This window comes from Pseudomonas sp. ADAK18 (assembly GCF_012935695.1).
GTDB lineage: Bacteria > Pseudomonadota > Gammaproteobacteria > Pseudomonadales > Pseudomonadaceae > Aquipseudomonas.
This window is the reverse complement of record NZ_CP052859.1, coordinates 4,867,663-4,891,876: the sequence shown is the minus strand read 5'-3', so window position 1 is coordinate 4,891,876 and position 24,214 is coordinate 4,867,663. Positions and strand designations below refer to the sequence as shown.

20 protein-coding genes are annotated in these 24,214 nt (G+C 56.0%); 11 read left to right on the top strand and 9 right to left on the bottom strand.

Going from position 1 to position 24,214, the window contains the following annotated elements; all coding sequences use genetic code 11:
* Nucleotides 1–69 precede the first annotated feature (69 nt).
* The 7 genes from ribE to HKK55_RS22085 all read left to right on the top strand — a co-directional run bounded on the left by ribE (nt 70) and on the right by HKK55_RS22085 (nt 4,838).
* Nucleotides 70–546, top strand: coding sequence for a 6,7-dimethyl-8-ribityllumazine synthase (ribE, locus tag HKK55_RS22115; RefSeq protein WP_169356591.1), 477 nt, complete (start codon nt 70–72; stop codon nt 544–546).
* On the top strand, nt 543–1,043 hold the full coding sequence (nusB, locus tag HKK55_RS22110) for a transcription antitermination factor NusB (protein ID WP_169356590.1): 501 nt from the start codon (nt 543–545) through the stop codon (nt 1,041–1,043). The genes ribE and nusB overlap by 4 nt, the downstream gene beginning before the upstream one ends.
* 18 nt (nt 1,044–1,061) lie before the next feature.
* Nucleotides 1,062–2,027 carry a thiamine-phosphate kinase gene (gene thiL / locus HKK55_RS22105; RefSeq protein ID WP_169356589.1) on the top strand — a complete coding sequence of 322 codons (966 nt, stop codon included), beginning with the start codon at nt 1,062–1,064 and terminating at the stop codon, nt 2,025–2,027.
* Nucleotides 2,028–2,149: 122 nt separating this feature from the next.
* Complete coding sequence (locus HKK55_RS22100) at nt 2,150–2,878, top strand: ABC transporter substrate-binding protein (RefSeq protein WP_169356588.1); 729 nt, start codon at nt 2,150–2,152, stop codon at nt 2,876–2,878.
* Nucleotides 2,879–3,007: 129 nt separating this feature from the next.
* Nucleotides 3,008–3,625, top strand: a complete 618-nt coding sequence (gene ribA / locus HKK55_RS22095) for a GTP cyclohydrolase II (RefSeq protein ID WP_169356587.1) — start codon at nt 3,008–3,010, stop codon at nt 3,623–3,625.
* Entirely contained in the window at nt 3,622–4,041 is a 420-nt protein-coding gene (locus HKK55_RS22090) for a nuclear FMR1 interacting 1 family protein (RefSeq protein ID WP_169356586.1), read from the top strand. Before ribA ends, HKK55_RS22090 begins: the two co-directional genes overlap by 4 nt.
* Nucleotides 4,041–4,838 (top strand): cobalamin-binding protein, encoded by a 798-nt coding sequence (locus HKK55_RS22085; RefSeq protein WP_169356585.1) that lies wholly within the window; start codon nt 4,041–4,043, stop codon nt 4,836–4,838. The genes HKK55_RS22090 and HKK55_RS22085 overlap by 1 nt, the downstream gene beginning before the upstream one ends.
* A gap of 107 nt (nt 4,839–4,945) precedes the next feature.
* On the opposite strand, the gene HKK55_RS22080 is transcribed toward HKK55_RS22085, so the two are convergent.
* The 6 genes from HKK55_RS22080 to HKK55_RS22055 form a co-directional block, all read right to left on the bottom strand.
* Complete coding sequence (locus HKK55_RS22080) at nt 4,946–6,838, bottom strand: TonB-dependent receptor (protein WP_169356584.1); 1,893 nt, start codon at nt 6,836–6,838, stop codon at nt 4,946–4,948.
* A 247-nt stretch (nt 6,839–7,085) separates the two neighbouring features.
* Nucleotides 7,086–8,984 (bottom strand): 1-deoxy-D-xylulose-5-phosphate synthase, encoded by a 1,899-nt coding sequence (gene dxs / locus HKK55_RS22075; protein WP_169356583.1) that lies wholly within the window; start codon nt 8,982–8,984, stop codon nt 7,086–7,088.
* Nucleotides 8,985–9,094: 110 nt separating this feature from the next.
* Nucleotides 9,095–9,982, bottom strand: a complete 888-nt coding sequence (ispA, locus tag HKK55_RS22070; RefSeq protein WP_169356582.1) for a (2E,6E)-farnesyl diphosphate synthase — start codon at nt 9,980–9,982, stop codon at nt 9,095–9,097.
* Complete coding sequence (locus HKK55_RS22065; RefSeq protein ID WP_003194556.1) at nt 9,979–10,221, bottom strand: exodeoxyribonuclease VII small subunit; 243 nt, start codon at nt 10,219–10,221, stop codon at nt 9,979–9,981. The genes ispA and HKK55_RS22065 overlap by 4 nt, the downstream gene beginning before the upstream one ends.
* Nucleotides 10,222–10,429: 208 nt before the next feature.
* The gene (locus tag HKK55_RS22060) at nt 10,430–10,810 is read right to left on the bottom strand and encodes a MerR family transcriptional regulator (RefSeq protein WP_169356581.1); all 381 of its coding nucleotides are present in this window, start codon (nt 10,808–10,810) and stop codon (nt 10,430–10,432) included.
* Entirely contained in the window at nt 10,749–11,393 is a 645-nt protein-coding gene (locus tag HKK55_RS22055; protein WP_169356580.1) for an NAD(P)H-dependent oxidoreductase, read from the bottom strand. Before HKK55_RS22055 ends, HKK55_RS22060 begins: the two co-directional genes overlap by 62 nt.
* Before the next feature lie 578 nt (nt 11,394–11,971).
* Here HKK55_RS22055 and HKK55_RS22050 point away from each other — a divergent pair.
* Nucleotides 11,972–12,238 carry an AlpA family phage regulatory protein gene (locus HKK55_RS22050; protein ID WP_336604601.1) on the top strand — a complete coding sequence of 89 codons (267 nt, stop codon included), beginning with the start codon at nt 11,972–11,974 and terminating at the stop codon, nt 12,236–12,238.
* A gap of 86 nt (nt 12,239–12,324) precedes the next feature.
* On the opposite strand, the gene HKK55_RS22045 is transcribed toward HKK55_RS22050, so the two are convergent.
* The gene (locus HKK55_RS22045) at nt 12,325–15,528 is read right to left on the bottom strand and encodes a transporter substrate-binding domain-containing protein (RefSeq protein WP_237151286.1); all 3,204 of its coding nucleotides are present in this window, start codon (nt 15,526–15,528) and stop codon (nt 12,325–12,327) included.
* 11 nt (nt 15,529–15,539) lie between these two features.
* Entirely contained in the window at nt 15,540–16,166 is a 627-nt protein-coding gene (locus HKK55_RS22040; protein WP_169356579.1) for a response regulator transcription factor, read from the bottom strand.
* A gap of 361 nt (nt 16,167–16,527) precedes the next feature.
* On the opposite strand from HKK55_RS22040, the gene HKK55_RS22035 reads away from it, so the two are divergent.
* The 3 genes from HKK55_RS22035 (at nt 16,528) to HKK55_RS22025 (ending at nt 22,112) form a co-directional block, all read left to right on the top strand.
* Nucleotides 16,528–17,490 carry an IS5 family transposase gene (locus tag HKK55_RS22035; protein ID WP_169356578.1) on the top strand — a complete coding sequence of 321 codons (963 nt, stop codon included), beginning with the start codon at nt 16,528–16,530 and terminating at the stop codon, nt 17,488–17,490.
* A 642-nt stretch (nt 17,491–18,132) separates the two neighbouring features.
* On the top strand, nt 18,133–20,649 hold the full coding sequence (locus HKK55_RS22030) for a YadA family autotransporter adhesin (protein ID WP_169356577.1): 2,517 nt from the start codon (nt 18,133–18,135) through the stop codon (nt 20,647–20,649).
* A 500-nt stretch (nt 20,650–21,149) separates the two neighbouring features.
* Nucleotides 21,150–22,112 carry an IS5 family transposase gene (locus HKK55_RS22025; protein WP_169356576.1) on the top strand — a complete coding sequence of 321 codons (963 nt, stop codon included), beginning with the start codon at nt 21,150–21,152 and terminating at the stop codon, nt 22,110–22,112.
* 401 nt (nt 22,113–22,513) lie between these two features.
* Here the strand turns inward: HKK55_RS22025 and HKK55_RS22020 are convergent, their stop codons facing one another.
* Nucleotides 22,514–24,022, bottom strand: coding sequence for an FAD-binding oxidoreductase (locus tag HKK55_RS22020; protein WP_237151285.1), 1,509 nt, complete (start codon nt 24,020–24,022; stop codon nt 22,514–22,516).
* Nucleotides 24,023–24,214: the final 192 nt, after the last annotated feature.

The following is a 24,214-nucleotide window of genomic DNA, read 5'->3' as shown; positions in this document are numbered from 1 at the left end:
TGTTCGCGGTTCAAATATCACTGAGGGGCGCGCACTGAGCGCGCCCCGGCTCTTTAAGAGATTTGTCGAATGACCCTGAAGACCATCGAAGGTACCTTCATCGCCCCCAAAGGCCGCTATGCCCTAGTGGTTGGCCGCTTCAACAGCTTTGTGGTTGAAAGCCTGGTAAGCGGTGCCGTGGACGCCCTGGTTCGCCACGGTGTGAGCGAAAGCGACATCACCCTTATCCGTGCCCCTGGCGCCTTCGAAATTCCACTGGTTGCGCAGAAAGTTGCACAACAAGGCGAATACGCGGCGATCATCGCCCTGGGCGCGGTCATTCGTGGCGGTACTCCGCACTTCGAATACGTGGCTGGCGAATGCACCAAGGGCCTGGCCCAGGTGTCCATGGAGTTCGGCGTGCCGGTCGCCTTTGGCGTACTGACCGTTGATTCCATCGAGCAAGCCATCGAACGTTCCGGCACCAAGGCCGGTAACAAAGGTGCCGAAGCTGCCCTGTCCGCCCTGGAAATGGTCAGCCTGCTGGCGCAGTTGGAGGCCAAGTGATTAGCGACGACAGCGATCAGTTCAACCCCCAGGACCCGCGCCCAGCAGACGCCGGCAAGCCATCGAAGAGCGAAAAGCGTCGTGCGGCGCGTCAGCTCGCGACCCAGGCGCTGTACCAGCGCCACATGGCGAAAACCTCGCTGAACGAAATCGAGGCACAGTTTCGCGTCGACAACGATTTCAGCCTGGCCGATGCCAGCTACTTCCACGACATCCTGCACGGCGTTCCGGCCAACTTGCCGGAGATCGACGCTGCATTGACGCCGTGCCTGGACCTGACCATCGAAGAGCTGGACCCGGTTGAACTGGCCGTACTGCGCCTGTCCACCTGGGAGCTGCTCAAGCGCGTCGACGTTCCGTACCGCGTGGTGATCAACGAAGGCATCGAACTGGCGAAAGTCTACGGTTCTACCGACGGTCACAAGTTCGTCAACGGCGTGCTCGACAAGCTGGCCCCGCGCCTGCGTGAAGCCGAAGTGAAGGCGTACAAGCGCTAATCAGCGCTTGTATCAGCCATGGGCGAGTTTGAGCTGATCCGCAAATACTTCGCTGCCGCGCCCTGTGCGCAAGGCGGCGAAGGCATTGCACTGGGGATCGGCGATGACTGCGCCTTGCTGGCGGTTCCTCCTGGGGAACAGCTGGCGATTTCCACCGATACCCTGGTGGCTGGCGTGCATTTTGCCGACCCCTGCGATCCGTTTCTGCTCGGCCAGCGCTCGCTGGCCGTGGCAGTCAGCGATCTGGCGGCCATGGGCGCCCATCCGCTTGCCTTTACCCTTGCTCTGACCTCCCCGACGGTTGATGCCGATTGGCTGCAACGCTATGCCCAGGGTTTGAACACCATGGCGCAGAGTTGCAGGGTGGGCCTGGTGGGCGGTGATACCACCCGTGGGCCGCTGAGCCTGACCCTGACGGTGTTTGGCCGGGTGCCGGCGGGGTTGGCGTTGACTCGTAGCGGCGCGCGGCCGGGTGACCTGCTGTGTGTTGGCGGTGAACTGGGTAATGCCGCCGGTGCCTTGCCGCTGGTGCTGGGGCAACGCAGCGCGGAGGCATCCATTGCTGAGCCGCTGCTCGCTCACTATTGGTCGCCGCAACCACAGTTGGCCTTGGGCCTGGCTTTACGCGGGAAGGCTACGTCCGCGCTGGATATTTCCGACGGTCTTTTGGCCGATTGCGGGCATATCGCCAAGGCCTCATCGGTCAGTTTGCTCATCGAGCGGCAGAAACTGCCGTTGTCCGCGCCGCTGCTGGCGTTTCTGGGCGACGATGGCGCCCGTGACGCGGCCTTGAGCGGTGGCGACGACTACGTGCTGGCCTTCACCTTGCCACCTGCGGAGCTGGCGCCGTTGCTGGCCGGCGGTTGGCCGATTCATGTGATCGGCCGTGTGGTACCGGGACAGGGCGTGGCCCTGCTGGATGCCGCCGGGCAAGACATCACTCCCGCCATTCGCGGTTATCAGCATTTTCGCGAGACGCTGTAACCGGTCACCCTGCCCAAGGCCTCGGGTGCCTGAGGGCCGCCGGTTGCGCTACCCTTTGTTGCGTTACGTAGTGCTATTGGCTGATGCTCGGCATGTGTGGTGTTTTACGTGAGGTCATTGATATGGATGTTCGCCGCTGGCTGTTGATCCTGCTGTGTGTAGGGGTGTCTTCGGTGTGGGCGGATGAAATTCCTGTGGTGCCCAGTGAGATCCGTCTGGCCAGCGAAGCCTGGAACGACTACACCAACGCCGACGGCAGCGGTCTGGCCTGGGATGTATTGCGACACATCTTTGAGCCGCTTGGGGTCAAGGTTCAGGCGCGTACCGAACCGTACACGCGTTCGGTCGGTCTGGCCCAGCGGGGCGAGGTGGATGCGTGGGTCGGCTCCTACCGTGATGAAGCCACGGGTGTGTTGTACCCTCACTGGAACTTCGATTCCGATCATATTTATGCGCTGGGGTTGGCGACCACCCCGGCACCGACCTTGGCCACCTTGGGCACCTACCGCCTCGCCTGGGTGCGGGGCTATAAGTACAACGAGTACTTGCCCAATATCCACACCTTCAAGCAGATCGAGCGTCGCAACGGCATTTTGTCGATGCTGCAGTACGGGCGCGCTGACTTCTATATCGACGCCCTGACCGAGGCGCGCTTCCTCCTGGTTCAGGCTCCTGACCCCTCACTGTTCAAACTCACTCATATCGCCGAACTGCCGTTGTTCCTCGGGTTTGCCGACAATGAACGGGGCCAGGCACTGCGCACGCTGTTTGACCTGCGCATGGAGGTCCTGGTGAAAAATGGCGAGTTGAAGCCTATTTTCGAGCGCTGGAACCAGCCGTACCCGTTCTGACGCCCATAGAACCAGGACAAAGGCCAATCAAACGTATTGATCTTTATCAGCGATAATTCAGCTTAAGCGTCTGTAGGAACGTGCTGTTACAATGCACGCCTCTGTGTAATTTGAAATCAGGAGCACACGGTGCCCGTCGTTTTCGTCGCCGCTTCCAAGCTGCCTACCCCCTTTGCCCAGTTCACCATGCACGGTTTTCTTGAAGAAGCCACCGGGCGCGAACATGTCGTCCTCAGCCTGGGTGATGTGGCCGACGGCGCCCCAGTGCTCGGTCGTTTGCACTCCGAATGCCTGACCGGCGATGCCTTGTTCAGCCAGCGTTGTGACTGTGGCTCGCAGTTGGAAGCCGCAATGCAGGCCATTGCCCGCGAAGGCCGTGGCGTGTTGCTGTATTTGCGCCAGGAAGGCCGTGGCATTGGCCTGTTGAACAAGATTCGCGCCTACGAGCTGCAAGACGGCGGCGCCGACACCGTTGAAGCCAACGAGCGCCTGGGCTTTGCCGCCGATCAGCGTGACTACGCCATCTGCCTGCCGATGCTTGAGCACCTGGGCGTCAAGTCCCTGCGCTTGATGACCAACAACCCGCGCAAGGTCAAAGCCTTGACGGACATGGGCATCACCGTTGCCGAGCGTGTGCCGCTGCACACCGGCCACAACCCGCACAACAAGCTCTACCTGGCTACCAAGGCCAGCAAGCTTGACCACATGATGGGCAACGAACATCAGGGCGAGGCCGACCGGGCGTGACCCGTGGCCAAGTCCGGCGGCGACTTTCCGTCAACTGGTGGCAGTACCTGGCCCTGGCGCTGCTGCCGTTGTTCGTGATCAACCTGGTGTTTGGCAAGACCGAGCCGCTGTTGCCGGTGCTGGCCATGCCGTTGTTTATCGCCGGGGTGGCGTCGATGTTTGTCAGCCTGCGCTATTTCAATGGCTATAAACACGCGCTGATCAATACGCAAAAAGCCCTCGATACCCCTGAAGAGCCGGCTGCCTGGATCACTCTGGCGGCCCGTCGGCGCATGGCGTTGCTGATTGCTGCGTTGCCGGCCTGGATCGGCGCGCTGGCGGTATTCGTCGGCCTGGAAGCGGTGCCGCTGTTTCTATTGGCGCTGTCGACCCTGGTGCTGTTCTACCTCTACCGCATTCCGCGTCAGTTGGGTTGATGCGCGCTTGGCTGGCGGTTTTGCTGCTGGCCGTCAGCGTGTCGGCCGGCGCTGTGCAGCGCGTGGTCAGCCTCGCTCCATCCCTGTCTGAAATCGTCGTTGAGTTGGGCGCTGCCAATTTGCTGGTGGGCGTGCTCGATGCCGGTGATCGGCCTGCACAACTGGCGCACGTGGCCTCTGTCGGGCGTTACGGCCAGTTGGACGTGGAACAACTCCTCAGCCTCAAACCAGACCTGATACTGCTGTGGCCCGGCAGCGTCGGACCGGCTCAGCGTGAGCAGCTCCAGCGCCTCAATATCCCGGTCTACGTGGCCGAGCCCCATAGCCTCGAACAACTGACCACTCAGGTCGAAGCTATTGCCCAGCAATTGGGGCGTGCTGAAGCCGGCCGGCAACTGGCTGCACAATTGCGCCAGCGTCTTGATGGATTGCGTCAGCGTTACCATCGAGCAGAGCCGTTGCGGGTGTTTTATCAGGTGTGGAATCAGCCGCTGTACACCGTGGGCGGTGGGCAGATCATCAGTGATGCGTTGAGCGTGTGCGGGGCGCGTAATGTGTTCGATGACCTCAAGCTGCCGGCGCCGCAGGTCAGTATCGAATCGGTGTTGCAGCGCAATCCCGAGGTGATTCTGGCGGGTGACCAGGTGCAGTTGGATGCGTGGAAGGCTTGGCCGCAGGTGGCGGCGGTGGCCCAAGGGCACTTGTTGCTGGTGCCGGACAAGGGGCTGGAACGGCCCAGTGGGCAGATGTTGGAGGCGGTGGCCAGGTTGTGTCAGGTAATTGCGCCGGGTCTTTGAGACCGCTTTCGCAGGCAAGCCAGCTCCCACACGTCCAGGCAACTCGATCAACTGTGGGAGCCGGGCTTGCCCGCGATAGCGTCAGCCCAGGCAGCGGATCCATCAGCTTAGAGCTGCGGCGTCCAGGTCACCCCAAACATCAACGCCCGACCTTCTTCGCGGTAGCCATACTGCGTACCTTGATACTGATACAGCGCGCGGGTGTATTCCTTGTTCAACAGGTTATCGACCTTCATGTCCAGTTTGATCTCACGATTGAGCGTCCAACTGCCCCGTAGTCCGAGCAAGCCATATCCGCCGATAGGTTGCTGGTTCTTCGGGTCGTCGTAGCTGCTGCTCACCGTTTGCCAGCTAGCGCCGACACCAAACTGATTGAACTGACGGTCGAGGTCCAGACTCAAGGTGCGTCTGGCACGGCGAGTCAGGGTATGCCCGCTGTCGCGGTCTCGTGGGTCAATCAGTGCGATTGCGAGGCTGCTCTGCCAGCCGAACAGTTCTTGCTTGAGCGCGGCTTCGAAGCTGTTGATGCGTGCTGTGGCAACGTTCTGCGGGCCGTTGCTGCCGAACACGATCGCGTCTTTGATGTCGGTCCGGTACAGCGAGGCTTCCAGGCGGCTGGTGTCGCTGAGCTGGCTGCGCCATTGCACTTCGTAGCTTTTTGACGTTTCGGGTTTCAGGTTCGGGTTGCTGTTTTTAAAGCCATTGTCGTTCGGGTAGTAGAGGTCGTTGAACGTTGGGGCACGAAACCCCTCGCTGTAGCTCCACAGCAGGTCATTGTCGGCATTGAGGGGCAAGGTGAGGGTGCCGCTCCAGCTGTTCTGGCCGCCAAACTGCTGATTCTGGTCACGGCGCAGTCCCAGTTCGGTGGAAAAATACTGCCCTTGAAAGCGGTGCTGGATAAACGCAGCACGGTTCCAGCGACTGTCTTCGGCGAGCACGGTGCTGCTGTTGACCCGGTCTTCATACCAATCGCCGCCCAGGATCAGGCTGTTCTGATCATTGAGGGTCAGGTCGTTTTGCCAGTTCAGCGAGTTGCGGTAGGTATTGAACACACTCCGGTCGTCGCTGAGCTTATCGAGGGTTTCCTCACGGTTTTCGCTATGGCCCAACTCTACGCGGGACTTCCAGACGTCGTTGATGCGAGCGTCGACGTAGCTGCTCACGCCGCTTACGGTAAAGTGGGTGTAAGGCTTTTGCTGGAAAACCTGATAGTTCGCGTCATAGCGTCCAAACGGGTTATCGAATTCGCTTTTACCACGGTTATCGAGCACATTCAGGCCCGCCTCAATGTTGTCATTGAAGGCATGACTCAGGCTGAAACTGACGGACTGATTGCGATAAGCGTCATGATCGTTATCGCTGGGGTACGAGGTGTGAGTGCGGTTGATGCCGGCGGTGTCATCAAGGCTGGCGCCGAGGCTGAAGCGGGTCTGTTCATCACCGCCGGACAGGCCCAGGCTACGCTCCCACGTCTGGTTGCTGCCAAAGCCGACGTGGATAGTTGGCTGTACGCCAGCCTCGGTATTACGTCGGGTGAAAATCTGAATCACCCCGCCAATCGCATCGCTGCCGTAGATCACCGAGCGCGAGCCGCGCAGTACTTCCACGCGTTCAATCTGCTGGATATTGAGGTATTGCAGATTGCTGGTGCCGGAGGTTGAGCTGCTGATACGTTGGCCATCCACCAGCACCAGGCTTTGGGCCGTCGCGGTACCGCGAATGTAAACGTTAGTCTGGCTGCCACGTCCGCCACTTTGCGCCACCTGTACGCCAGGCACCCGGCTGAGTAGGTCGCTCACGCTGGTGGGCTGCAAGCGCTCGATATCATCACGGGTGAACACTGTGTTAGCCGCGCTACTGTCATTACGTGCCTGAACTTGGCGGTTGGCGCTGATCACCACATCGGGCAGCTTCAGGGCGTCGTCGCGCTCAAAGCTGTCGGCGAGCAGGTCAGTGGCGGATAGCAGAAGAAGGGGCAGGGCGAAGCGAAGGCGGCTCATGGGCTTTCCATAGCATTCAAGAACAATACAAAATCAACGTGGGAGCTGGCTTGCCTGCGATGTAGGCTCCCCGAAAGTTCTGTAGCCGCTGCCGAGGCACGAGGCTGCGATGGGTTGCGTAGCGACCCTAGGGGCGGCCCTGCGGCCCGCATCGCAGCCTCGTGCCTCGGCAGCGGCTACAGAAACCAGACCACGGCGCAACTTTGTAGATGCACCCACATTTGATCCGCTTTTTTGGGCGTCTGAGCTACAGACCCAGCAGTGCCATGCGCTGACGAACCGAAGCTTCAATCCCCGCTTCATCCAGCCCACATTCCGCCAGCATCTGTGCCGGCTTGGCATGTTCGACATACACATCCGGCAAGCCCAGGTGCAGCACCGACTTGAGGATATTCTCCCGCGCCAGGCACTCACTGACTGCCGCACCGGCGCCGCCCATGATGGCGTTCTCTTCGATGGTCACCAGCAGCTCATGGCTGCCGGCAATCTCGCGAACCAGGGCTTCGTCCAATGGTTTGACGAAACGCATATCCACCACGGTCGCGTCGATTTTCTCGGCGACTTTCAGGGCTTCGGCCAGTTGCACGCCGAACACCAGCAACGCAACTTTGCTGCCTTGGCGGCGGACGATGCCTTTACCAATCTCGATCGGTTCCAGGTCTTTCTCGATCACCGCATTCGGGCCAGTGCCGCGTGGGTAGCGCACCGTCGCCGGGCCGTTGTACAGGTGACCGGTGCTGAGCATCTTGCGCAGCTCGTTCTCGTCGCTCGGCGTCATCACCAGCATGCCGGGGATGCAGCGCAAGAAGGACAAATCGAAACTGCCGGCGTGGGTCGGGCCGTCTTCACCCACCAAACCTGCACGGTCGATGGCGAACAGGACGTCGAGGTTCTGTACCGCCACGTCATGTATCAGTTGGTCATAACCGCGCTGCAGGAAGGTGGAGTAAATCGCCACCACTGGCTTGGCGCCTTCGCAGGCCATGCCGGCAGCGAACGTCACGGCGTGTTGCTCGGCAATCGCCACGTCGAAATAACGCAGCGGGAAGCGTTCGCTGAACGCCACCAGATCGGAACCTTCTTTCATCGCCGGCGTGATGCCCACCAGGCGCGGATCGGCGGCGGCCATGTCGCACAGCCATTCGCCGAACACACCGGAATATTTCGGCCCGCTGGCTTTCTTCGGCGCAGCGGCGGGAGCGTCCACCGGTTCGAGCTTGGTGATTGCGTGGTAACCAATCGGGTCGACTTCCGCCGGGGCGAAGCCTTTGCCTTTCTTGGTGACGATGTGCAGGAACTGCGGGCCTTTGAGGTCGCGCATGTTGCGCAGGGTGGCGATCAGGGTCGGCAGGTCATGGCCATCGATCGGGCCGATGTAGTTCCAGCCCAGCTCTTCGAACAGGGTGCCGGGGACCAGCATGCCCTTGGCATACTCTTCGGTACGACGGGCGATTTCCCACGCGCCGGGCAGACGAGACAGTACTTTCTTGCTGCCTTCGCGCATGCTGGCGTAGGTACGGCTGGACAGAATTTTCGCCAGGTAGTTGGACAGCCCGCCGACGTTACGTGAGATCGACATGTCGTTGTCGTTGAGGATCACCAACATGTTGGCATCGACTTCCGGCGCATGGTTCAGCGCCTCAAAAGCCATGCCCGCCGTCAGCGCGCCATCACCGATCACCGCAATCGCCTTGCGATCGCTGTTTTGCAGGCGAGCGGCAATCGCCATGCCCAGGGCTGCACTGATGGAGGTGCTGGAGTGGCCAACGCCAAAGGTGTCGTACTCGCTCTCGGAGCGACGCGGGAAGGCAGCGATGCCGTCCTTCTGGCGCAGGGTAGCCATGCGCTCGCGACGACCGGTGAGGATCTTGTGCGGATAAGCCTGATGACCCACGTCCCACACCAGTCGGTCGTCCGGGGTGTCGAAAACGTAATGCAACGCGATGGTCAGCTCGATGACGCCCAGGCCGGCGCCGAAATGCCCACCGGTCTGACCGACCGTGTAGAGCAATTCCAGGCGCAACTCATCGGCCAGGGTTTCCAGCTCGGCTTCACCCAGACGGCGCAGGCCGGCCGGCGTATCAGCACGGTCGAGCAGGGGCGTGGACGGGCGCTTGCGGGGAATCTCTTGAAACGTCGTGGGCATCAGGCGAATCGTTATAGGTATAGAAGAGGCGGCAGTTTACCTCAAGCATCGCAAGCTGCCCACGCGGTGCACTGAAGTTGGCCGATATGCGGTGCAAACGGCCAGTGATCTCAGTGGCGGCGTTCGACGATATACCGCGCCAGGTCACGCAATGGCTCGGCTGCCGCGTCGAAAGGTCGCAGGGCGTGCAACGCCTGATCACGTAGCTCAAGGGCGTAGGCCTTGGCGGCCTCAAGCCCGAGCAGTGAAGGATAAGTCGGTTTGTCCCGTGCGATATCGGCACCTTGGCGTTTACCGAGGGTCGCGGTATCGCTTTCGACGTCGAGAATGTCGTCCTGAACCTGAAACGCCAGGCCAATGGCTTGTGCATAAGTCTGCAACGCCATTAACTGCGCGGCGTCGGCACGGCCGCTGGCCAAGGCGCCGAGCTGAACAGCCGCTTCGATCAGTGCACCGGTCTTGTGGCGATGCATGTATTCAAGGGCTACTTGATCAAGCTTCAGGCCCACCGAGCCCAAATCGATCGCCTGACCGCCCACCATGCCGGCAGGGCCGGCGGCGTAAGCCAAGGCAGAGACCATCCGCAAACGGGTCTCGGCGCTCGCGCCACTCAGTTGCGGATCCAGCAAGGCACTGAATGCCAGACTTTGTAGGCCGTCACCGGCAAGAATCGCGCAAGCCTCATCGAAGGCTTTATGAGTCGTCGGCTGGCCGCGACGTAGATCATCGTCGTCCATCGCTGGTAAATCGTCGTGTACCAGGGAATACGCGTGAATCAGTTCCACCGCACACGCCGCACCGTTGGCCTGTTCCGCCGGAGCGCCCAAGGCTTCGCAGGCTGCGTACGCGAGCAGTGGTCGCACACGCTTGCCGCCGTTCATCACGCTGTAGCGCATGGCATCATACAGGCGGTTCAGCTCAGGGCTTGGGGCGACAAACAAGGTTTCCAGCGCAGCATTGACCCGGGCCTGGCTGCTGGCCTGATAGGCCGCGATCATTCAGGCTGTTCCGCATCAAACGGTTCTTCGGCCAACTCCCCGTCACGCTCCAACAACACCTGAACCTTCTGCTCAGCCTGCGCGAGCGCGCTCTGGCAATCACGAGTCAGGCCGATGCCTTGCTCGAATGCCGTCAACGAGTCTTCCAGCGACAACTCGCCGTTCTCCAGACGCTCGACCAGCGCTTGCAGGTCAGCGAGGGATTGTTCGAAATCGAGTGCAACTTTTTTGCGGGCCATGGCGGCTATTCCGGTTGACGGTAAACCGGCGCGACACTAGCAGACATGGGGGATTGGGGCAAATGAGGGGGTGGGTTTTGGCTGGGGTGTGAGCCGATTACAGGTTAAGGGCGTGCTCTCTTCTGTTGCCCTCAGGTTCTGCGTTTTTTCGTATCAAACCGCTGTCCATGGCTACACAAAATACCGAGAAGCCTTATTGATCAGCGCGTCACCGCCCAGCAAGGCGCTCGAGCTGACACTGACCCTGTGCATCCTCAAGGCTGGCTTCAAACGTCTCAAGTCCTGCATATACGGTCTGCAACGTTTCAAGCTGGCGCATTAATTCACGCTTCTTGTCCGCAATAGCCTTGCGTGCCCGCTGCCAGGGCAACGCATCCACTGAATGCCCCTGCAGAATCATTTGCAACTCCTTGAGCTTGAAACCCAACTGCTGAGCGCACTTGATAAACGTCAGCAGCTCTACGCTCTGTGGCGTGTAAATGCGGTAGCGGCCTTCCCGTTGCGGCGGTGGCAACAGGCCGATGGCCTCATAATGACGAATTGCCTTGATCGTGGTGCCCGACAACTGCGCGGCTTTGCCGATGTACATGAAAAGTCCCTTTCCCAAAGAGTGCTCCGGCTTGCTTCAGCCATCTGTCCCGCTGCGCGGGCTTGGAGCCCAGTACCGGCCCGAACAGCAACGTCTTGATCGGCCTGATGCCACAGAACTCGAGCGTCGTCTTACGCATTTGATGCAGCCCGGGCATGCGGTAGAACCATCTGTAATACCACGGAGGTGTATCCAGGGTCACCAGCAGGTGTGCGGTTCGACCCTGCAACAGCTTGTCAGGGAATGCTTTGCCTTCGCGGTATTTAAAGGCAAAGCCGGGCAGGAAAATTCTGTCGATAAACCCCTTCATCAATGCCGGGATACCACCCCACCAAATGGGAAAGATAAATGTCAGGTGCTCGGCCCACAGAATGTCGGATTGAGCGCTGAGCAGGTCGAGTTCCAGAGGTTGGATCTGGGTATAGCCGTTGTGCAGGATCGGGTCGAAGCTCAGGTCGGCCGCGCGTAGGAGACGTACGTTGTGACCGGCGGTTTTGGCAGCGGCTATGTAGGCGTCGGTGAGGGCGGAGCAGAAGCTGGTGTTGGAAGGGTGGCCGAGGATGACCAAGATGCGTTGGCTCATGGGACGAGGTCCTGAAAAAGTAGGCTTCAGGATGAGGTGTGACCTTAGGGGGAGAGTCAAGCGGCGCGACGGTCCGGAGGATAGGTCTGGCAGCTGTTAGGTAGTTACTTTCATTCAGGCATTAAAAAGCCGGCTTGTGGGCGGCGTTATTTTCGAAAATTATCCAGGCTTTGCTGGGTTTTTACAGCGTTAATGATTCTGTCCCCCCAATTGTCCCCCCATCTTGATAGCGCGTGTTTTCTTATCGCGATGGCTCTCAGCTTTCAGGCGGCATGCTTCCCCGCGCTGTCGCAGTTGACGATGCGTCGTCCATCAACACGCTGCAAAGTTTTGTTGCCGTTCTGATCGGTGTAGACCCGATTTATTGAGGAGGGAGAGTTGGGGATAGAGCAGTCGATGTGCTTGATCGCAAGGATTGGCATGGGAGTGGGGGTCGTATCGCATACACGTACGTTCGGGTTGGCGGCAGGGGCTCTGACAGTTAGTACTCCCCAAAAAAGTTAGTTCTCCGACAGCGATTTGTCTCCGAAATATGTTGCTTCTGCTCAGCAAAAGCATATGTGTTGAAAGGCTTAAGCATGCAAGACTTTGGTCTCCGATATAGATCAAGGAATCGAGCGATGCTTTACGAGCATAAAGCACCATCAAAAATGCTGCGTATTAGACAAGTTCAGGAGCGTACTGGATTAGGGCGGTCAACAATTCACGACCGATTGGATCGGTGCTCACCTAGATATGACTGCACCTTTCCTCGTCCGGTGAAAATTGGTCTATCCGCTGTGGGCTTCTTAGAAGAGAGCATAGAGGCTTGGATTAGGCAGCAGGTAGAGCTATCAAGTTTTTGACTAGAGGTAGGTTGGGTATGGTTGTAGCCAGCGAAGGCGGCTTGGTAGGTAATTGAATCGCCTTCGTCGGCAAGGACCTATGGTTTTTAGAGTGGTTGCAATGATTCGTTGAGTGTCAGCAACGCCTCCTCAAGTGCAGTAACGGCGCTGTGCAAGGCTTGCTGATGAGCATCCTCGGCGATCAATTCCTCGAGGTTTTGACATAGCTCCAGCAGATCTTGGGCGTTGAGCAGGTAAGCCGTACCTTTGAGCTTGTGAGCAATAGCACCGAAGGCCGGGCGATTGTTCTGTTCCCGGGCTGTGCAAAGGGCAAGCAGCTCTTGCCGGTTGCTACTGATGACCCGCTCGGCCAGGGCGGACTGAATGTCCTCGTTCAAGGAAGCACCCACTGACTCATTGGCCTTTCCAGAGTGCTGGAGCTTGGGGATGACCCGGTTCAAACCCGCCAGATTGATCGGCTTGGTCAGGGCATGGCTCATGCCCGAGCTCAGGCAGCGCTCCAGATCTTCCTGCTGGGCGCTGGCAGTCAGACCGATGATGGTGCAGGGGCGTAGGCCCGCCTGTGTTTCCAGGCGCCGGATCGCCCGGGTCATGTCGTTGCCGTTCATCTCGGACATGTTGCAGTCGGTGAGGATGATGTCGATATCGTGCGCTTGCCACTGGGCCAGCCCTTCGACGCCGTTGTTGGCGGTAATGACCTGGTGGCCCAGGTAATTGATCTGCTGGTTCAGCAGGTATTGGCTGGGCAGGTGGTCTTCGACAATCAGCACCGTCAGCGGCAAGTCGATATCCGGTGTTGCAGAAGGCTGTTTAGGGCCGGCCTGATCGCGGCTCTTCTCGCTGACACGTTCGAAGCGTGCTGTGAACAGCATGCGCGTGCCGACGCCGACCTCGCTCTCAACGCTCAGCCTGCCGCTCATCAGGCGGCTCAACGATTGGCTGATAGACAGGCCCAGTCCGGCACCGGTGTTGGAGTTGTTAACCGCACTATCGAGCTCGAAGAAGGGACTGAAGACTTGCCGGATTTGCGACGGCGCAATGCCTGCACCCGTGTCGGTCACACTGACGCTGACGTTGATTGAACCGTCCTTTGCAGGTTTGGCCTGGCAGAGGATCAGGACGCTGCCCTGATCGGTAAACTTGATGGCGTTGCTCACCAGATTGGACAGGATCTGCTTAAACTTCAGGGCGTCAATCCACACAGGTTGACGTGCTAAATCATCCAGTTTCAGGTGCAGGCTCAGGTTCTTTTGACGGGCCAACCCCTTGAACACGTTGGCAACCGCTCCGATCAGCTCCTGAAGGCTGGCGGGCTCCGGGCGCAGAGTCAGCCTGCCGGATTCGATGCGTGAGATGTCGAGGATGTCGCCGATCAAGGCCAGTAAGGTGTGGGCCGACTCGTAGGCAATATGCACCGATTGGGTGTTGAGTTCGGCATTGTCTTTGCGGGTTAGTACCAGCTCCAGCATGCCGATGATGGCATTGAGTGGGGTCCTGATTTCATGGCTCATGGTGGTCAGAAACACGCTCTTGCTGCGGCTGGCTTTTTCCGCAGATTCTTTGGCCAGCTGCACTTGGTCGAGCAGCAGCTGGCGTTGCAAGAGGTCTTGGCGCTTGCGGATGATTCGTCGGCGCTGCGTGAAAATCCAATAGCCAGCCACCGCCAGCAATAGGCAGAGGATACCCAGGGATTTCCAGATAAACGAGGCGACACCTTCCCAGTACTTGTCGTCGGTGGCTGAGTTTGCGCGCCAGCGCCCAATGATTTTCAGGTATTCCTGGGGCGGTACTTCGGCCAGGGCCTTGTCCATGATCGAAACCAGCAGGGCCTGTTCTTTGGGGGCAACAAAGGTGATCCGGGCATCGGGGATGGCAAGCATGCCGCTGATTTCCACGCTATTTTCGTACTTGTAGGTCAGGTAATAATGCGCAAGGTTGGCTGGTGCTATGGTGAAGTCAACCTGGCCGTCGCGTACCCGGTTCAGAGCCTCGGCGATGGTTCGGGTTTCTTCCAAACGCAGATGCGGATAACTCCTGGCCAGGTCTCCACTCAGGAGTTGCCCGCTAGCGAAGACCAATGAGCCGGAGGAACCTTCGTTTAGCTCTATGTGGGCGGTATCTTTTTTTCGCAAAAGCACATAAGGCGTAGTGACGAAAGGCCGGGTAAACAGGTAGGCGGGATGCTCGGGGTCGACTTGCGTCAAGACGCTGAGATCAGCTTGATGGTTGCGCAATTGGGCGTCCGCGTCACCTTGGGAAGTAACCCGGATGATTTCGAAGCGCAGGCCGGTTTTACGCCGGACGATATCCAGCACGTCCGAGGCAATACCATTGAACCGTCCCCGACTATTGAAGAAGGCATAAGGGGCCAGGTCTTCGCTGATCACAAGCCGCAGCGGCTTGGCCTGATCCAGCCAGATGCGTTCGGGTACCGCCAGGCGCTCTCGGAAACTGCTGAGGTCGCAGCTCTCTGTGCTTCCCCATTTAGCGAGGGCCGAGACGACCTGACAGCGTTTGAGGTTGCCCAGCGTGCGCTGAAGGATTGACTGCAATAACAGGTTATCGGGAGCAATCGCAAACCCGACCTGAATTTCCGGCAGCCCGGCACTGTGATTGACCACCAGTTGATTGCTGAACACCTGGTTTGACACGTAATAGGTGGCAAAGGTGTCTCCCAGATACACGTCCGCTTCGCCGTTCAGTACCGAGGCCATCGCGGCCAGGGGTGATGGATAGCGCTGGATCCGGCCTTGTCCACTCGTGCGCTGATAGAGTTCGAGGGCCATGCCATCATTGGCAGCTACTCGAGTGCTGGGCATATTGCGGGCGTAGTCGCGCAGATCGCCACTTTCGGCAAACAGCGCCAGCTCGGTGAATGCATAAGGTGGGCTGAGGGTAACCTGATAATCCTCGGCCTCTATCTGGGTGGCGCTGTCTACCAGATCCACCTGTCCGGTTTTCAGCGCCTTATAGGCAGCGGCCGGGGAAGGGAAAGTTTGCAATTGAACGGGGACTCCCAGCTCAAGTTGCAAGGCGCTGAGGTAATCGGCGCCAATACCTTCCAGTTCCTGGCGTTCGTTGATCATCTGATAAGGAGGGAGGTTTCTGTTGAGGATCCCCACCACGAGTTTTTTTTTGTGTCGCAACCAAACCTGCTCCTCGATACTGAGGTGCACTTGCAGGGTGTCCAGGTTCTGACGTGCACGTATCTGAATGTCAGTACTGTACGCCGTGGCGGTCACGCAGAGCAGAGCCAGCAGCAGGAACAACGAACGTATCAGTGATTTCAAGATAAAGACGCTCAGACTAGGTTGTTATGTCGGGCGATACTCGCCAGATCTACCACCGTAGACACCCCCAGCTTGCTCTGGAGATTGATTTTGTGCCCACTGACAGTCTTGTTACTCAAGTGCAAGCGCTCGGCTATGTCCAGGTTGCTCAGGCCTTCGGCAAGTAATTTGAGCACTTGCAGTTCGCGGTTGGTCAGCTCGCTCAGGACACCGTCGGAACCGGTTCTACGTTCGCTTTCATGGAAGGGGATGGAGCGTTTGGGGAAAAATACGTAACCCTCGGCGACGGTCTCGACAGCCCTCAACAGTCGGGTGATGGATTCGTTTTTGCTGACAAAACCATTGGCGCCGGCCTGAAAGCAGCGCATAGCATAGGTATCGATGGACTGGGACGTAAACACCAGCACTCGAACATCGTGCTTCTCGCGCATGATGCGGTTGAGCACCGACAGGCCGTCGAGTTTTGCCAGGGTAATATCGAGGATGACTATATCTGGCTTGAGCGACTCGATCATCCCCAGTGCGCTGAGACCGTCGCCGGTCTCGCCAACAATGACGTAATCGTGAGGTTCCAGAGCGTAGCGGATGGCCTGACAGATCACTGGGTGATCGTCGACGATCAGTACTTTTATGCTCATGCCGTGGTGTCCATGGTTGAGGTAAGAGGGAACGAGGTCAGCGTAAATCACCATGCAATAGTAGAAACGACACCCGGGAAGGGGCGTTGGCCTAAAACAACAGGAGTGTGGTTGATCTTTTGTCTCGTTGCGAGGCTGTTTTCTGGAATTTAATACCGGCAAATGATGCAAGATTAGCGGTTCGCGGTCACCAGAATTGAACTGGATGCTTGTCAAGATCAGCCTCGCTGGGCGGCAAGAAAGTTCTTGTTTGTTGGCGGCTTTACTCCCTTTGAAGACGAAAATCAAAGACCCTAAGGAAACTCCGAACAAGTCCTCAGATGTGCTGAAATACACCTTCACCACCTGGCCCGAGCCACGCATGAGCCAGATGAGCTTTTCCGACTTTGAATACGCCGGCAAGCGCAAGCCAACCCGCCGTGAACGCTTCCTTGCCGAAATGGATCAGGTGGTGCCCTGGAGTGGTGTGTTGGGGTTGATCGAACCGTATTACCCGAAGGCTGGTGGTGGCCGTAAACCGTATCCGCTGGAGACCATGTTGCGCATCCATCTGCTGCAAAACTGGTTCTCGCTGAGCGACTCGGCCATGGAAGAAGCGCTTTATGAAATCACTCCCATGCGTCAGTTCGCCCGTCGTACATTAAGTGCGCCGATCCCTGAAGACACCACGATCATGAACTTCCGGCACTTGCTGGAGAAGCATAAATTGGCGCCTGCGATCCTGGCTGTCATCAACGGTTATTTGCAGGAAAAAGGTCTGTCCCTGCGCCAGGGCACCATCGATGCTCCCAGCTCAACCAAGAACGAGGAAGGCAAGCGTGATCCTGAGATGCATCAGACCAAAAAAGGTAACCAATACTACTTTGGAATGAAGGCCCACATCGGCTCCGATGTGGAGTCAGGCCTGGTTCACCATGTCCACGGCACAGCTGCGAATGTGGCCGACGTAACCCAAGTTGCTGAGCTGCTACATGGCGAGGAAAACGCGGTCTATGCGGACGCCGGTTACACCGGCGTCGAGAAGCGTGATGAGCACGAAAGTCGTGAAGTGATCTGGCAGATCGCGGCGCGACGTAGCACTTATTCACGACTGAATAAACGCAGCCAGCTCTACAAGGCCAAGCGCAAAATCGAGTACTGCAAAGCCCTGACGCGGGCCAAGGTCGAACTTCCGTTTCGGGTGATCAAGCGCCAGTTTGGTTATGTGAAAGTGCGCTTTCGTGGGCTGATGAAAAACACTGCTCAACTGACCACGCTGTTTGCTCTGTCGAACCTCTGGATGGCTCGAAAACAGCTGATGGGTACGGGCGAGTTACGCGTGTAACGCGGGGAGCTGGGCTGAAAAAGCCCGACGAAGCAGTGCGGACGGGCCTTTCTGCGCTAAGCAGCGCTGAAATTCGTTTTCGTTTCGACTAACAACACGCACATCGCGATGTTGATCGGAGTTTCCCTAACCAAGAAAGAGCTTGGTTAGCTTAAGAAATCTCTCGGAATCAGGTCCTCGCTGACTTTAGCCCTACTGACAATAAGAAAAACTGGCTGCCGCTTGACTTTTACTAGAAGGATTCAATGCATTTACTTGCAAATCATCATGAAAGATCGAAAAAATATTTCACTTAAGACCACTATCAAGCAACACAAACATTCTAAACAACAATATTGCAAACCATACAAGATTTTTAAGTAATCTGCGGCACCTTATAGCCGGCGATCTATTCCCTTTTGGGCTACCGTATAGCGACAGTTATTATACGGCCGCTAAAACTTATGACTTTCCGTCGCCTGCATATATCTTGATTACGATCAACCACTCTAAAGTCTGCCAATCGTTACAGAATATTTCTAGCGCCAGGTGAAAGCAAGAAAATTCTTGGCTGTATCAAAGAACATCCTTGTTTTTTTTACAAGAAAAAAAACTTAAAGTTTAAAGGGCATCCAAAAAGCAAACTTTAAGAGTAATTTAAACATGAAAATTTATAAGCCTTTAAAAAAGACAAGACATACCTTCTTGCTAATATTGTTCACGACGCTGTCGAGCTACGCTAAGGCAGATGAGATAATTGAATCTCCGCCTGAAGTAGAGACTTCTAATTATAAAATCCATCGTTCTGATTTAGAAACTGTAGTGGATCATACTCCGGGGTTAGCCAGCATAGCGAAAGCTGGGGAAGGCCGACTCCCCGAAATGAATATATTGAAAACATCGCAATCAAAGGATTCAGAAGTAGATACAAAGAACCCCGAAACAATGTCTTTTTTGAGTATTTATCCTCGAGTATTGACAGAAGGCAATGCATCCGGATTGAGAAGTATGGCATTAGGTTACTCTTCAATTGCATCAGGGGAAAGGGCTATCGCTTTTGGCGAGTCAGCAACGGCAATAGGAAAGTATTCTATGGCCTTAGGTATGAATACTAATGCTTCGGGAGATTTTAGTAATGCGATTGGCCACGGAGCGAATGCCTCCGGGTATAGTAGCTCGGCTGTTGGCGTATTGGCTCAAGCCAGAGGGGAAGGTAGTTCCGCATTTGGATATGGTGCAGTATCTGAAGGACGTTCTAGCCTTGCAATGGGGGAAGATGCAATATCTGCCGGAGAGCAGAGTAATGCTATAGGATCACATGCGAGTGCATCTGGGGTCTCAAGCACTGCTATCGGCACTCAGACTAACGCTTCCGGTTCTTACAGTATCGCAAATGGCAGTAGATCTGTTTCCTCTGGTACATTCAGTATTGCTGTCGGTGCTAACTCTCAGTCCCTAGGATATCGAGGTATTGCTGTCGGGGAAGGTTCTTTAGCAAGTAATAAAAATAGTACAGCAATTGGCGGTGGATCAGCTGCTAATGCAATAGGTAGCGTAGCATTAGGCAGCGGCTCTACTTCCGATCGCGATGGAGGAATAAGCGGCTATGACCCAAAAACCGGTATCTCTGCAGTCGCAGGGTCTTCAATTTTTGATTTTACAGGAACTCTTGGTGCAGTTAGCGTGGGGAACTCCAAGACTGGTATGCTCCGACAAATCACCAATGTGGCCGCGGGTACTCAGGATACGGATGCTGTAAATATTGCACAGCTAAAAGGTGTCGCGTTGATGGCAGAAGACTCATTGCAGTGGGATCAAACTCGCGAAGTCTTCAGTGCTAAACATAAGGGAGAAGGACCCAACAAAATCACTGATGTGGCGAACGGGACTATTAGTTCCACGTCTAACGACGCAGTTAATGGGTCACAGTTATTTGGATTAGTCGGTCAGGTTAACAATATTGGTGATCGCGTGACCAATATTGAAAATAACTTCAATGGTGCCGGAATTAAATTTTTCCAATCGAACTCTACTAAAACCGGTGCAATTGCAAGTGGTACTGATGCCGTTGCAATGGGTCCTAAGTCTATCGCCTCAGGTACCGGTTCAATAGCGTCCGGCAATGAAGCAAAGGCGTCCGGAGCAGCCTCTATAGCCATGGGCGAAAATGCTAACGCGTCTGCCGACGGCAGTGTCGCGATAGGAGCCAATTCGAGTGACGGCGGACGAGGGGCTGAAACGTATAAAGGAAAATACTCTGGGGAAGACAATACTACGACCGGCACTGTTTCTGTCGGTAACGCTGACACAGGTGAAAATCGAACAATCAGTAATGTCGCTGACGGCAAGGAAGCCAATGACGTGGTTAATCTTGGGCAACTAGACGGAGCGGTTGCAGAAGCGAAAAAATATACAGATGACTCGATTAGTAATATAACAGATGGTGTAACGAATATTACGAACAGCATCAATAATATTGATAATAGAGTAACAAATATTGAGGGAGATGTTAGCAGTATTCAAAATGGCAAAGATGGAATGTTCCAAGTCAATAACGCATCTGGCAATCCCAAGCCTGTAGTGACAGGTAAGGATTCTGTTGCAGGTGGAGCCGGATCAAAGGCGTCAGGTAATAATAGTGTTGCTATAGGAACCAACTCTAATGCTGCGGCTAATCACTCCGTTGCTCTGGGTGATGGATCCTCTGCCAGTGCCGAGAACTCTGTTGCTTTAGGTAGCGGCTCTGTTGCTGATCGTGAAAATAGTGTTTCTGTTGGGGCGGCAGGTAGTGAACGTCAAGTCACTAATGTCGCGTCGGGCACTTCAGGTACAGATGCCGTTAACTTGTCTCAGTTAAATAATAGCATCTCTGAAATAACAAATAACTCAAACGCATACACTGACAAGGCAATTAATAGCCTGCGAAAAGATATTAAGGCGTTGGATAGCGATCTCAGTGCAGGTATCGCGGGGGCCATGGCAATGGCAGCCCTGCCGCAACCCTACGCCCCAGGTGCGAGTATGATCTCAGGAGGTGCAGCAAACTATCGAGGACAGTCATCTCTGGCCATCGGCATTTCCCATATATCGTCAAATGGGAAGTGGGTTAGTAAATTGCAAGGATCAACAAACTCGCGTGGGGATACGGCTGTATCAGTAGGTGCTGGTTACCAATGGTGAGGGCGGCTAAGCTACGCGCCACTCGCGCCATTGCCGATGTTTTCTCAACAGCCTTTCCTACGGCATATTTTCTTTTGCTGGATGCTTCTAGGCACTCGGATAGCAACGTCACTCCAGTCCGCGCCTCACCCTCGACGAATCGCTTCATGAACGACTCAGTGGCGATTTTAATCTAAGTGAACGGGGTACACACCTTGCGCAGGTGAAGCCGGCATCAACTTTAGGGAGTAATTGCCCAACCTCGCTAGTGCAGAGCCCTAGCAGCAACATCACGTGCTTAAAATGGGTATATGGACCATGCCCATTCATACGCGCAGACTTAATAGCCCTGCTCTTTTACCGCTACGCATCCACCCTCACTGGCGAGGCGAAGGGAAGACCGGTGCTCTGATCATAGAACGTTATGGAGTTTCGCCTGAGTATGCCCGGCGTTTAGGGAAACTCCGAACAAGTCCTCAGATGTGCTGAAATACACCTTCACCACCTGGCCCGAGCCACGCATGAGCCAGATGAGCTTTTCCGACTTTGAATACGCCGGCAAGCGCAAGCCAACCCGCCGTGAACGCTTCCTTGCCGAAATGGATCAGGTGGTGCCCTGGAGTGGTGTGTTGGGGTTGATCGAACCGTATTACCCGAAGGCTGGTGGTGGCCGTAAACCGTATCCGCTGGAGACCATGTTGCGCATCCATCTGCTGCAAAACTGGTTCTCGCTGAGCGACTCGGCCATGGAAGAAGCGCTTTATGAAATCACTCCCATGCGTCAGTTCGCCCGTCGTACATTAAGTGCGCCGATCCCTGAAGACACCACGATCATGAACTTCCGGCACTTGCTGGAGAAGCATAAATTGGCGCCTGCGATCCTGGCTGTCATCAACGGTTATTTGCAGGAAAAAGGTCTGTCCCTGCGCCAGGGCACCATCGATGCTCCCAGCTCAACCAAGAACGAGGAAGGCAAGCGTGATCCTGAGATGCATCAGACCAAAAAAGGTAACCAATACTACTTTGGAATGAAGGCCCACATCGGCTCCGATGTGGAGTCAGGCCTGGTTCACCATGTCCACGGCACAGCTGCGAATGTGGCCGACGTAACCCAAGTTGCTGAGCTGCTACATGGCGAGGAAAACGCGGTCTATGCGGACGCCGGTTACACCGGCGTCGAGAAGCGTGATGAGCACGAAAGTCGTGAAGTGATCTGGCAGATCGCGGCGCGACGTAGCACTTATTCACGACTGAATAAACGCAGCCAGCTCTACAAGGCCAAGCGCAAAATCGAGTACTGCAAAGCCCTGACGCGGGCCAAGGTCGAACTTCCGTTTCGGGTGATCAAGCGCCAGTTTGGTTATGTGAAAGTGCGCTTTCGTGGGCTGATGAAAAACACTGCTCAACTGACCACGCTGTTTGCTCTGTCGAACCTCTGGATGGCTCGAAAACAGCTGATGGGTATGGGCGAGTTACGCGTGTAACGCGGGGAGCTGGGCTGAAAAGCCCTCAATGCCCGAAGCACCGTTCGCTTTTCAGCAAATAGCGGTGCGCTTCGGGAGAAATGCGACTGGCCGACGGCATACGGCAAGTTGATCGGAGCATCCCTAGAGAATCCGGGGCGATTCATTTTCCAACTGGCAGACGACAAGACTGAAACTTTCCTCAAGCCTCGGGCGGCTCTGCAATAAGGATCAATTCACTTGGCCTTGGCCACTACGTAGGGCATGGCCGCCAATTATCAGGAGACATCTGATGTGCGGCCATTACGAACCACCAACGTCTAATCAGCTCGTCCAAACGTTCGGCGTTGAACGCTATGAATAGGGCAAGCCCGATCTTTGGCTAGGCTACATCGGGTTGTTTCTCCGGCGTCCGCGTTGTACTACCCAAGGTGGTATTTGTCCCATAGTTTGTTTCGGAATCGCATTTGCGGATCGAATTTTTCCTTAAGTGCGAATAAGCGCAGGGCGCTGGGATAGGCACGTGAGAACTGCTCCTTCGTCGCATGCAACTGGTAAGGCAGATAGTAGCACCCCCCGAACGAAAGCGCCGCATCGATAAGTTTGCGTGTCCATACGCCGACCTCCTCGCGGTCAGCTAGGCTAACATGTTGCCAGTAATAGAGTACGAACGAAAACACCTCTTCGCGTGCCCATGACAAACACGTGTATGGATCGGGCGGCGAGTGTCGAATGGATATGTTAACGGCATTAACACTGTGCGTTTGCAGTATACTAGCCATCTGCGTCACGAAGACGCTTAGATGAGCTCGCGGTACAAAATACTCTTGCAGAGCATAGGTGCTGTTTCGAGTTGCGATAGGCCCGAGCGAAGCAACGTCCCTACTGGCCTCATAATTGCGACGCACAACCGGTTGGCTGAAATAGCGCAGACGATCGACTATATCCTTACGAATTGACGGGCCGCCGGGAAGTCTGGACACCCCCCACATAATGGCCTGGTCGAATTTGTACGAGCGCTCCGGTGCCACTAGCCTGTCGGAAACTGTTAGCTCTTTGTCCGTCATACGCCAAGTGATAGAAGTGGCTTGATCAAAATAAGGTGGTGTCAAGTCTACATTGTGCAGAATAGCTTGCTCGTTACCGCGAATCTGCTCACTAAAAAACTTGGGATAATCCGTAACTGACATATGGTGCACCTGACGCTCCATGCTGACGTTTGGCACAAGATCTAATTCAACTTCAGTGATGATCCCCAGCGCGCCATAGCTCCCCATGGCAGCGTAGAACAAGTCGGTATTTACATTGCGCGATGCTTCTACTTCTGAACCGTCAGCAAGCAATAACCGCAAGGCACGTACCGAGTTGCTTACTGGACCAGCACCGACATACCGTCCATGAGCATTTACCGACAGCGCTCCACCGACGGTAAAGTTGGCATAGCTCTGCATAACTTTCACCGACAGATCATGCGGATCAATGACAGACTGCAGGTCTCGCCAGCGTATTCCTGCCTGCACACGTATGACCTTGTTCTCGGGCGAATAATGTATTACCTGATTGAGCTGACGCATATCGAAGTGCAAGCTGTCTTCGGTAGCAATCTGTCCACCCATGCTAAAACGGCCACCACCGATACTGACAGGACCTGGCCATGTAGTAAGCACCCGCCGTATATCGTCGGTTGTACGCGGAACGAACAGTTGACGCACCCAGATTGGGTTGAGTTGCGTTACATCGTTAATAAGGCTCCCCGAAGATGCCGCCCACAACGAACAAGGTGACAACACGCTGGTGCCCATCCCGGCTATGCAACCCTTGAGCAGACTGCGCCTAGTGAAATAGTTTAATGGTATTAAAGGGGAATAAGATCCAGTGTTGTCGATTATGGTATGCAGCCCAGCTGTGAAACGAAGGTGTCCGTCGCTCATTGATATTCTCTCCATCTCATCCGACAGAGTTCAGATGTGTGAAATCTAAACTTCATCGTATGGACTAGTTTGGATCAAGGTATTTTGGGCGGTTGCCCCACAAGTACTTTGCTTGTGTGTGGGCGTCTTCTTCGACGGCGCCATGGTACAGCGCTAATGCCCGGAGCTTGCCTATCCCTGAGACCGGACACG

Excerpts from the sequence above, each read along its gene's own strand:
- HKK55_RS22040 (WP_169356579.1), bottom strand. The coding sequence starts at position 16,166 with ATGAGCATAAAAGTACTGATCGTCGACGATCACCCAGTGATCTGTCAG.
- HKK55_RS22025 (WP_169356576.1), top strand. The coding sequence starts at position 21,150 with ATGAGCCAGATGAGCTTTTCCGACTTTGAATACGCCGGCAAGCGCAAG.
- HKK55_RS22055 (WP_169356580.1), bottom strand. The coding sequence starts at position 11,393 with ATGAGCCAACGCATCTTGGTCATCCTCGGCCACCCTTCCAACACCAGC.
- HKK55_RS22065 (WP_003194556.1), bottom strand. The coding sequence starts at position 10,221 with ATGGCCCGCAAAAAAGTTGCACTCGATTTCGAACAATCCCTCGCTGAC.
- ispA (WP_169356582.1), bottom strand. The coding sequence starts at position 9,982 with ATGATCGCGGCCTATCAGGCCAGCAGCCAGGCCCGGGTCAATGCTGCG.
- thiL (WP_169356589.1), top strand. The coding sequence starts at position 1,062 with ATGGGCGAGTTTGAGCTGATCCGCAAATACTTCGCTGCCGCGCCCTGT.
- HKK55_RS22020 (WP_237151285.1), bottom strand. The coding sequence starts at position 24,022 with ATGAGCGACGGACACCTTCGTTTCACAGCTGGGCTGCATACCATAATC.
- HKK55_RS22100 (WP_169356588.1), top strand. The coding sequence starts at position 2,150 with ATGGATGTTCGCCGCTGGCTGTTGATCCTGCTGTGTGTAGGGGTGTCT.
- dxs (WP_169356583.1), bottom strand. The coding sequence starts at position 8,984 with ATGCCCACGACGTTTCAAGAGATTCCCCGCAAGCGCCCGTCCACGCCC.
- HKK55_RS22060 (WP_169356581.1), bottom strand. The coding sequence starts at position 10,810 with ATGTACATCGGCAAAGCCGCGCAGTTGTCGGGCACCACGATCAAGGCA.
- HKK55_RS22080 (WP_169356584.1), bottom strand. The coding sequence starts at position 6,838 with ATGAGCCGCCTTCGCTTCGCCCTGCCCCTTCTTCTGCTATCCGCCACT.
- HKK55_RS22030 (WP_169356577.1), top strand. The coding sequence starts at position 18,133 with ATGAAAATTTATAAGCCTTTAAAAAAGACAAGACATACCTTCTTGCTA.
- HKK55_RS22035 (WP_169356578.1), top strand. The coding sequence starts at position 16,528 with ATGAGCCAGATGAGCTTTTCCGACTTTGAATACGCCGGCAAGCGCAAG.
- ribE (WP_169356591.1), top strand. The coding sequence starts at position 70 with ATGACCCTGAAGACCATCGAAGGTACCTTCATCGCCCCCAAAGGCCGC.
- HKK55_RS22085 (WP_169356585.1), top strand. The coding sequence starts at position 4,041 with ATGCGCGCTTGGCTGGCGGTTTTGCTGCTGGCCGTCAGCGTGTCGGCC.
- HKK55_RS22050 (WP_336604601.1), top strand. The coding sequence starts at position 11,972 with ATGCAAGACTTTGGTCTCCGATATAGATCAAGGAATCGAGCGATGCTT.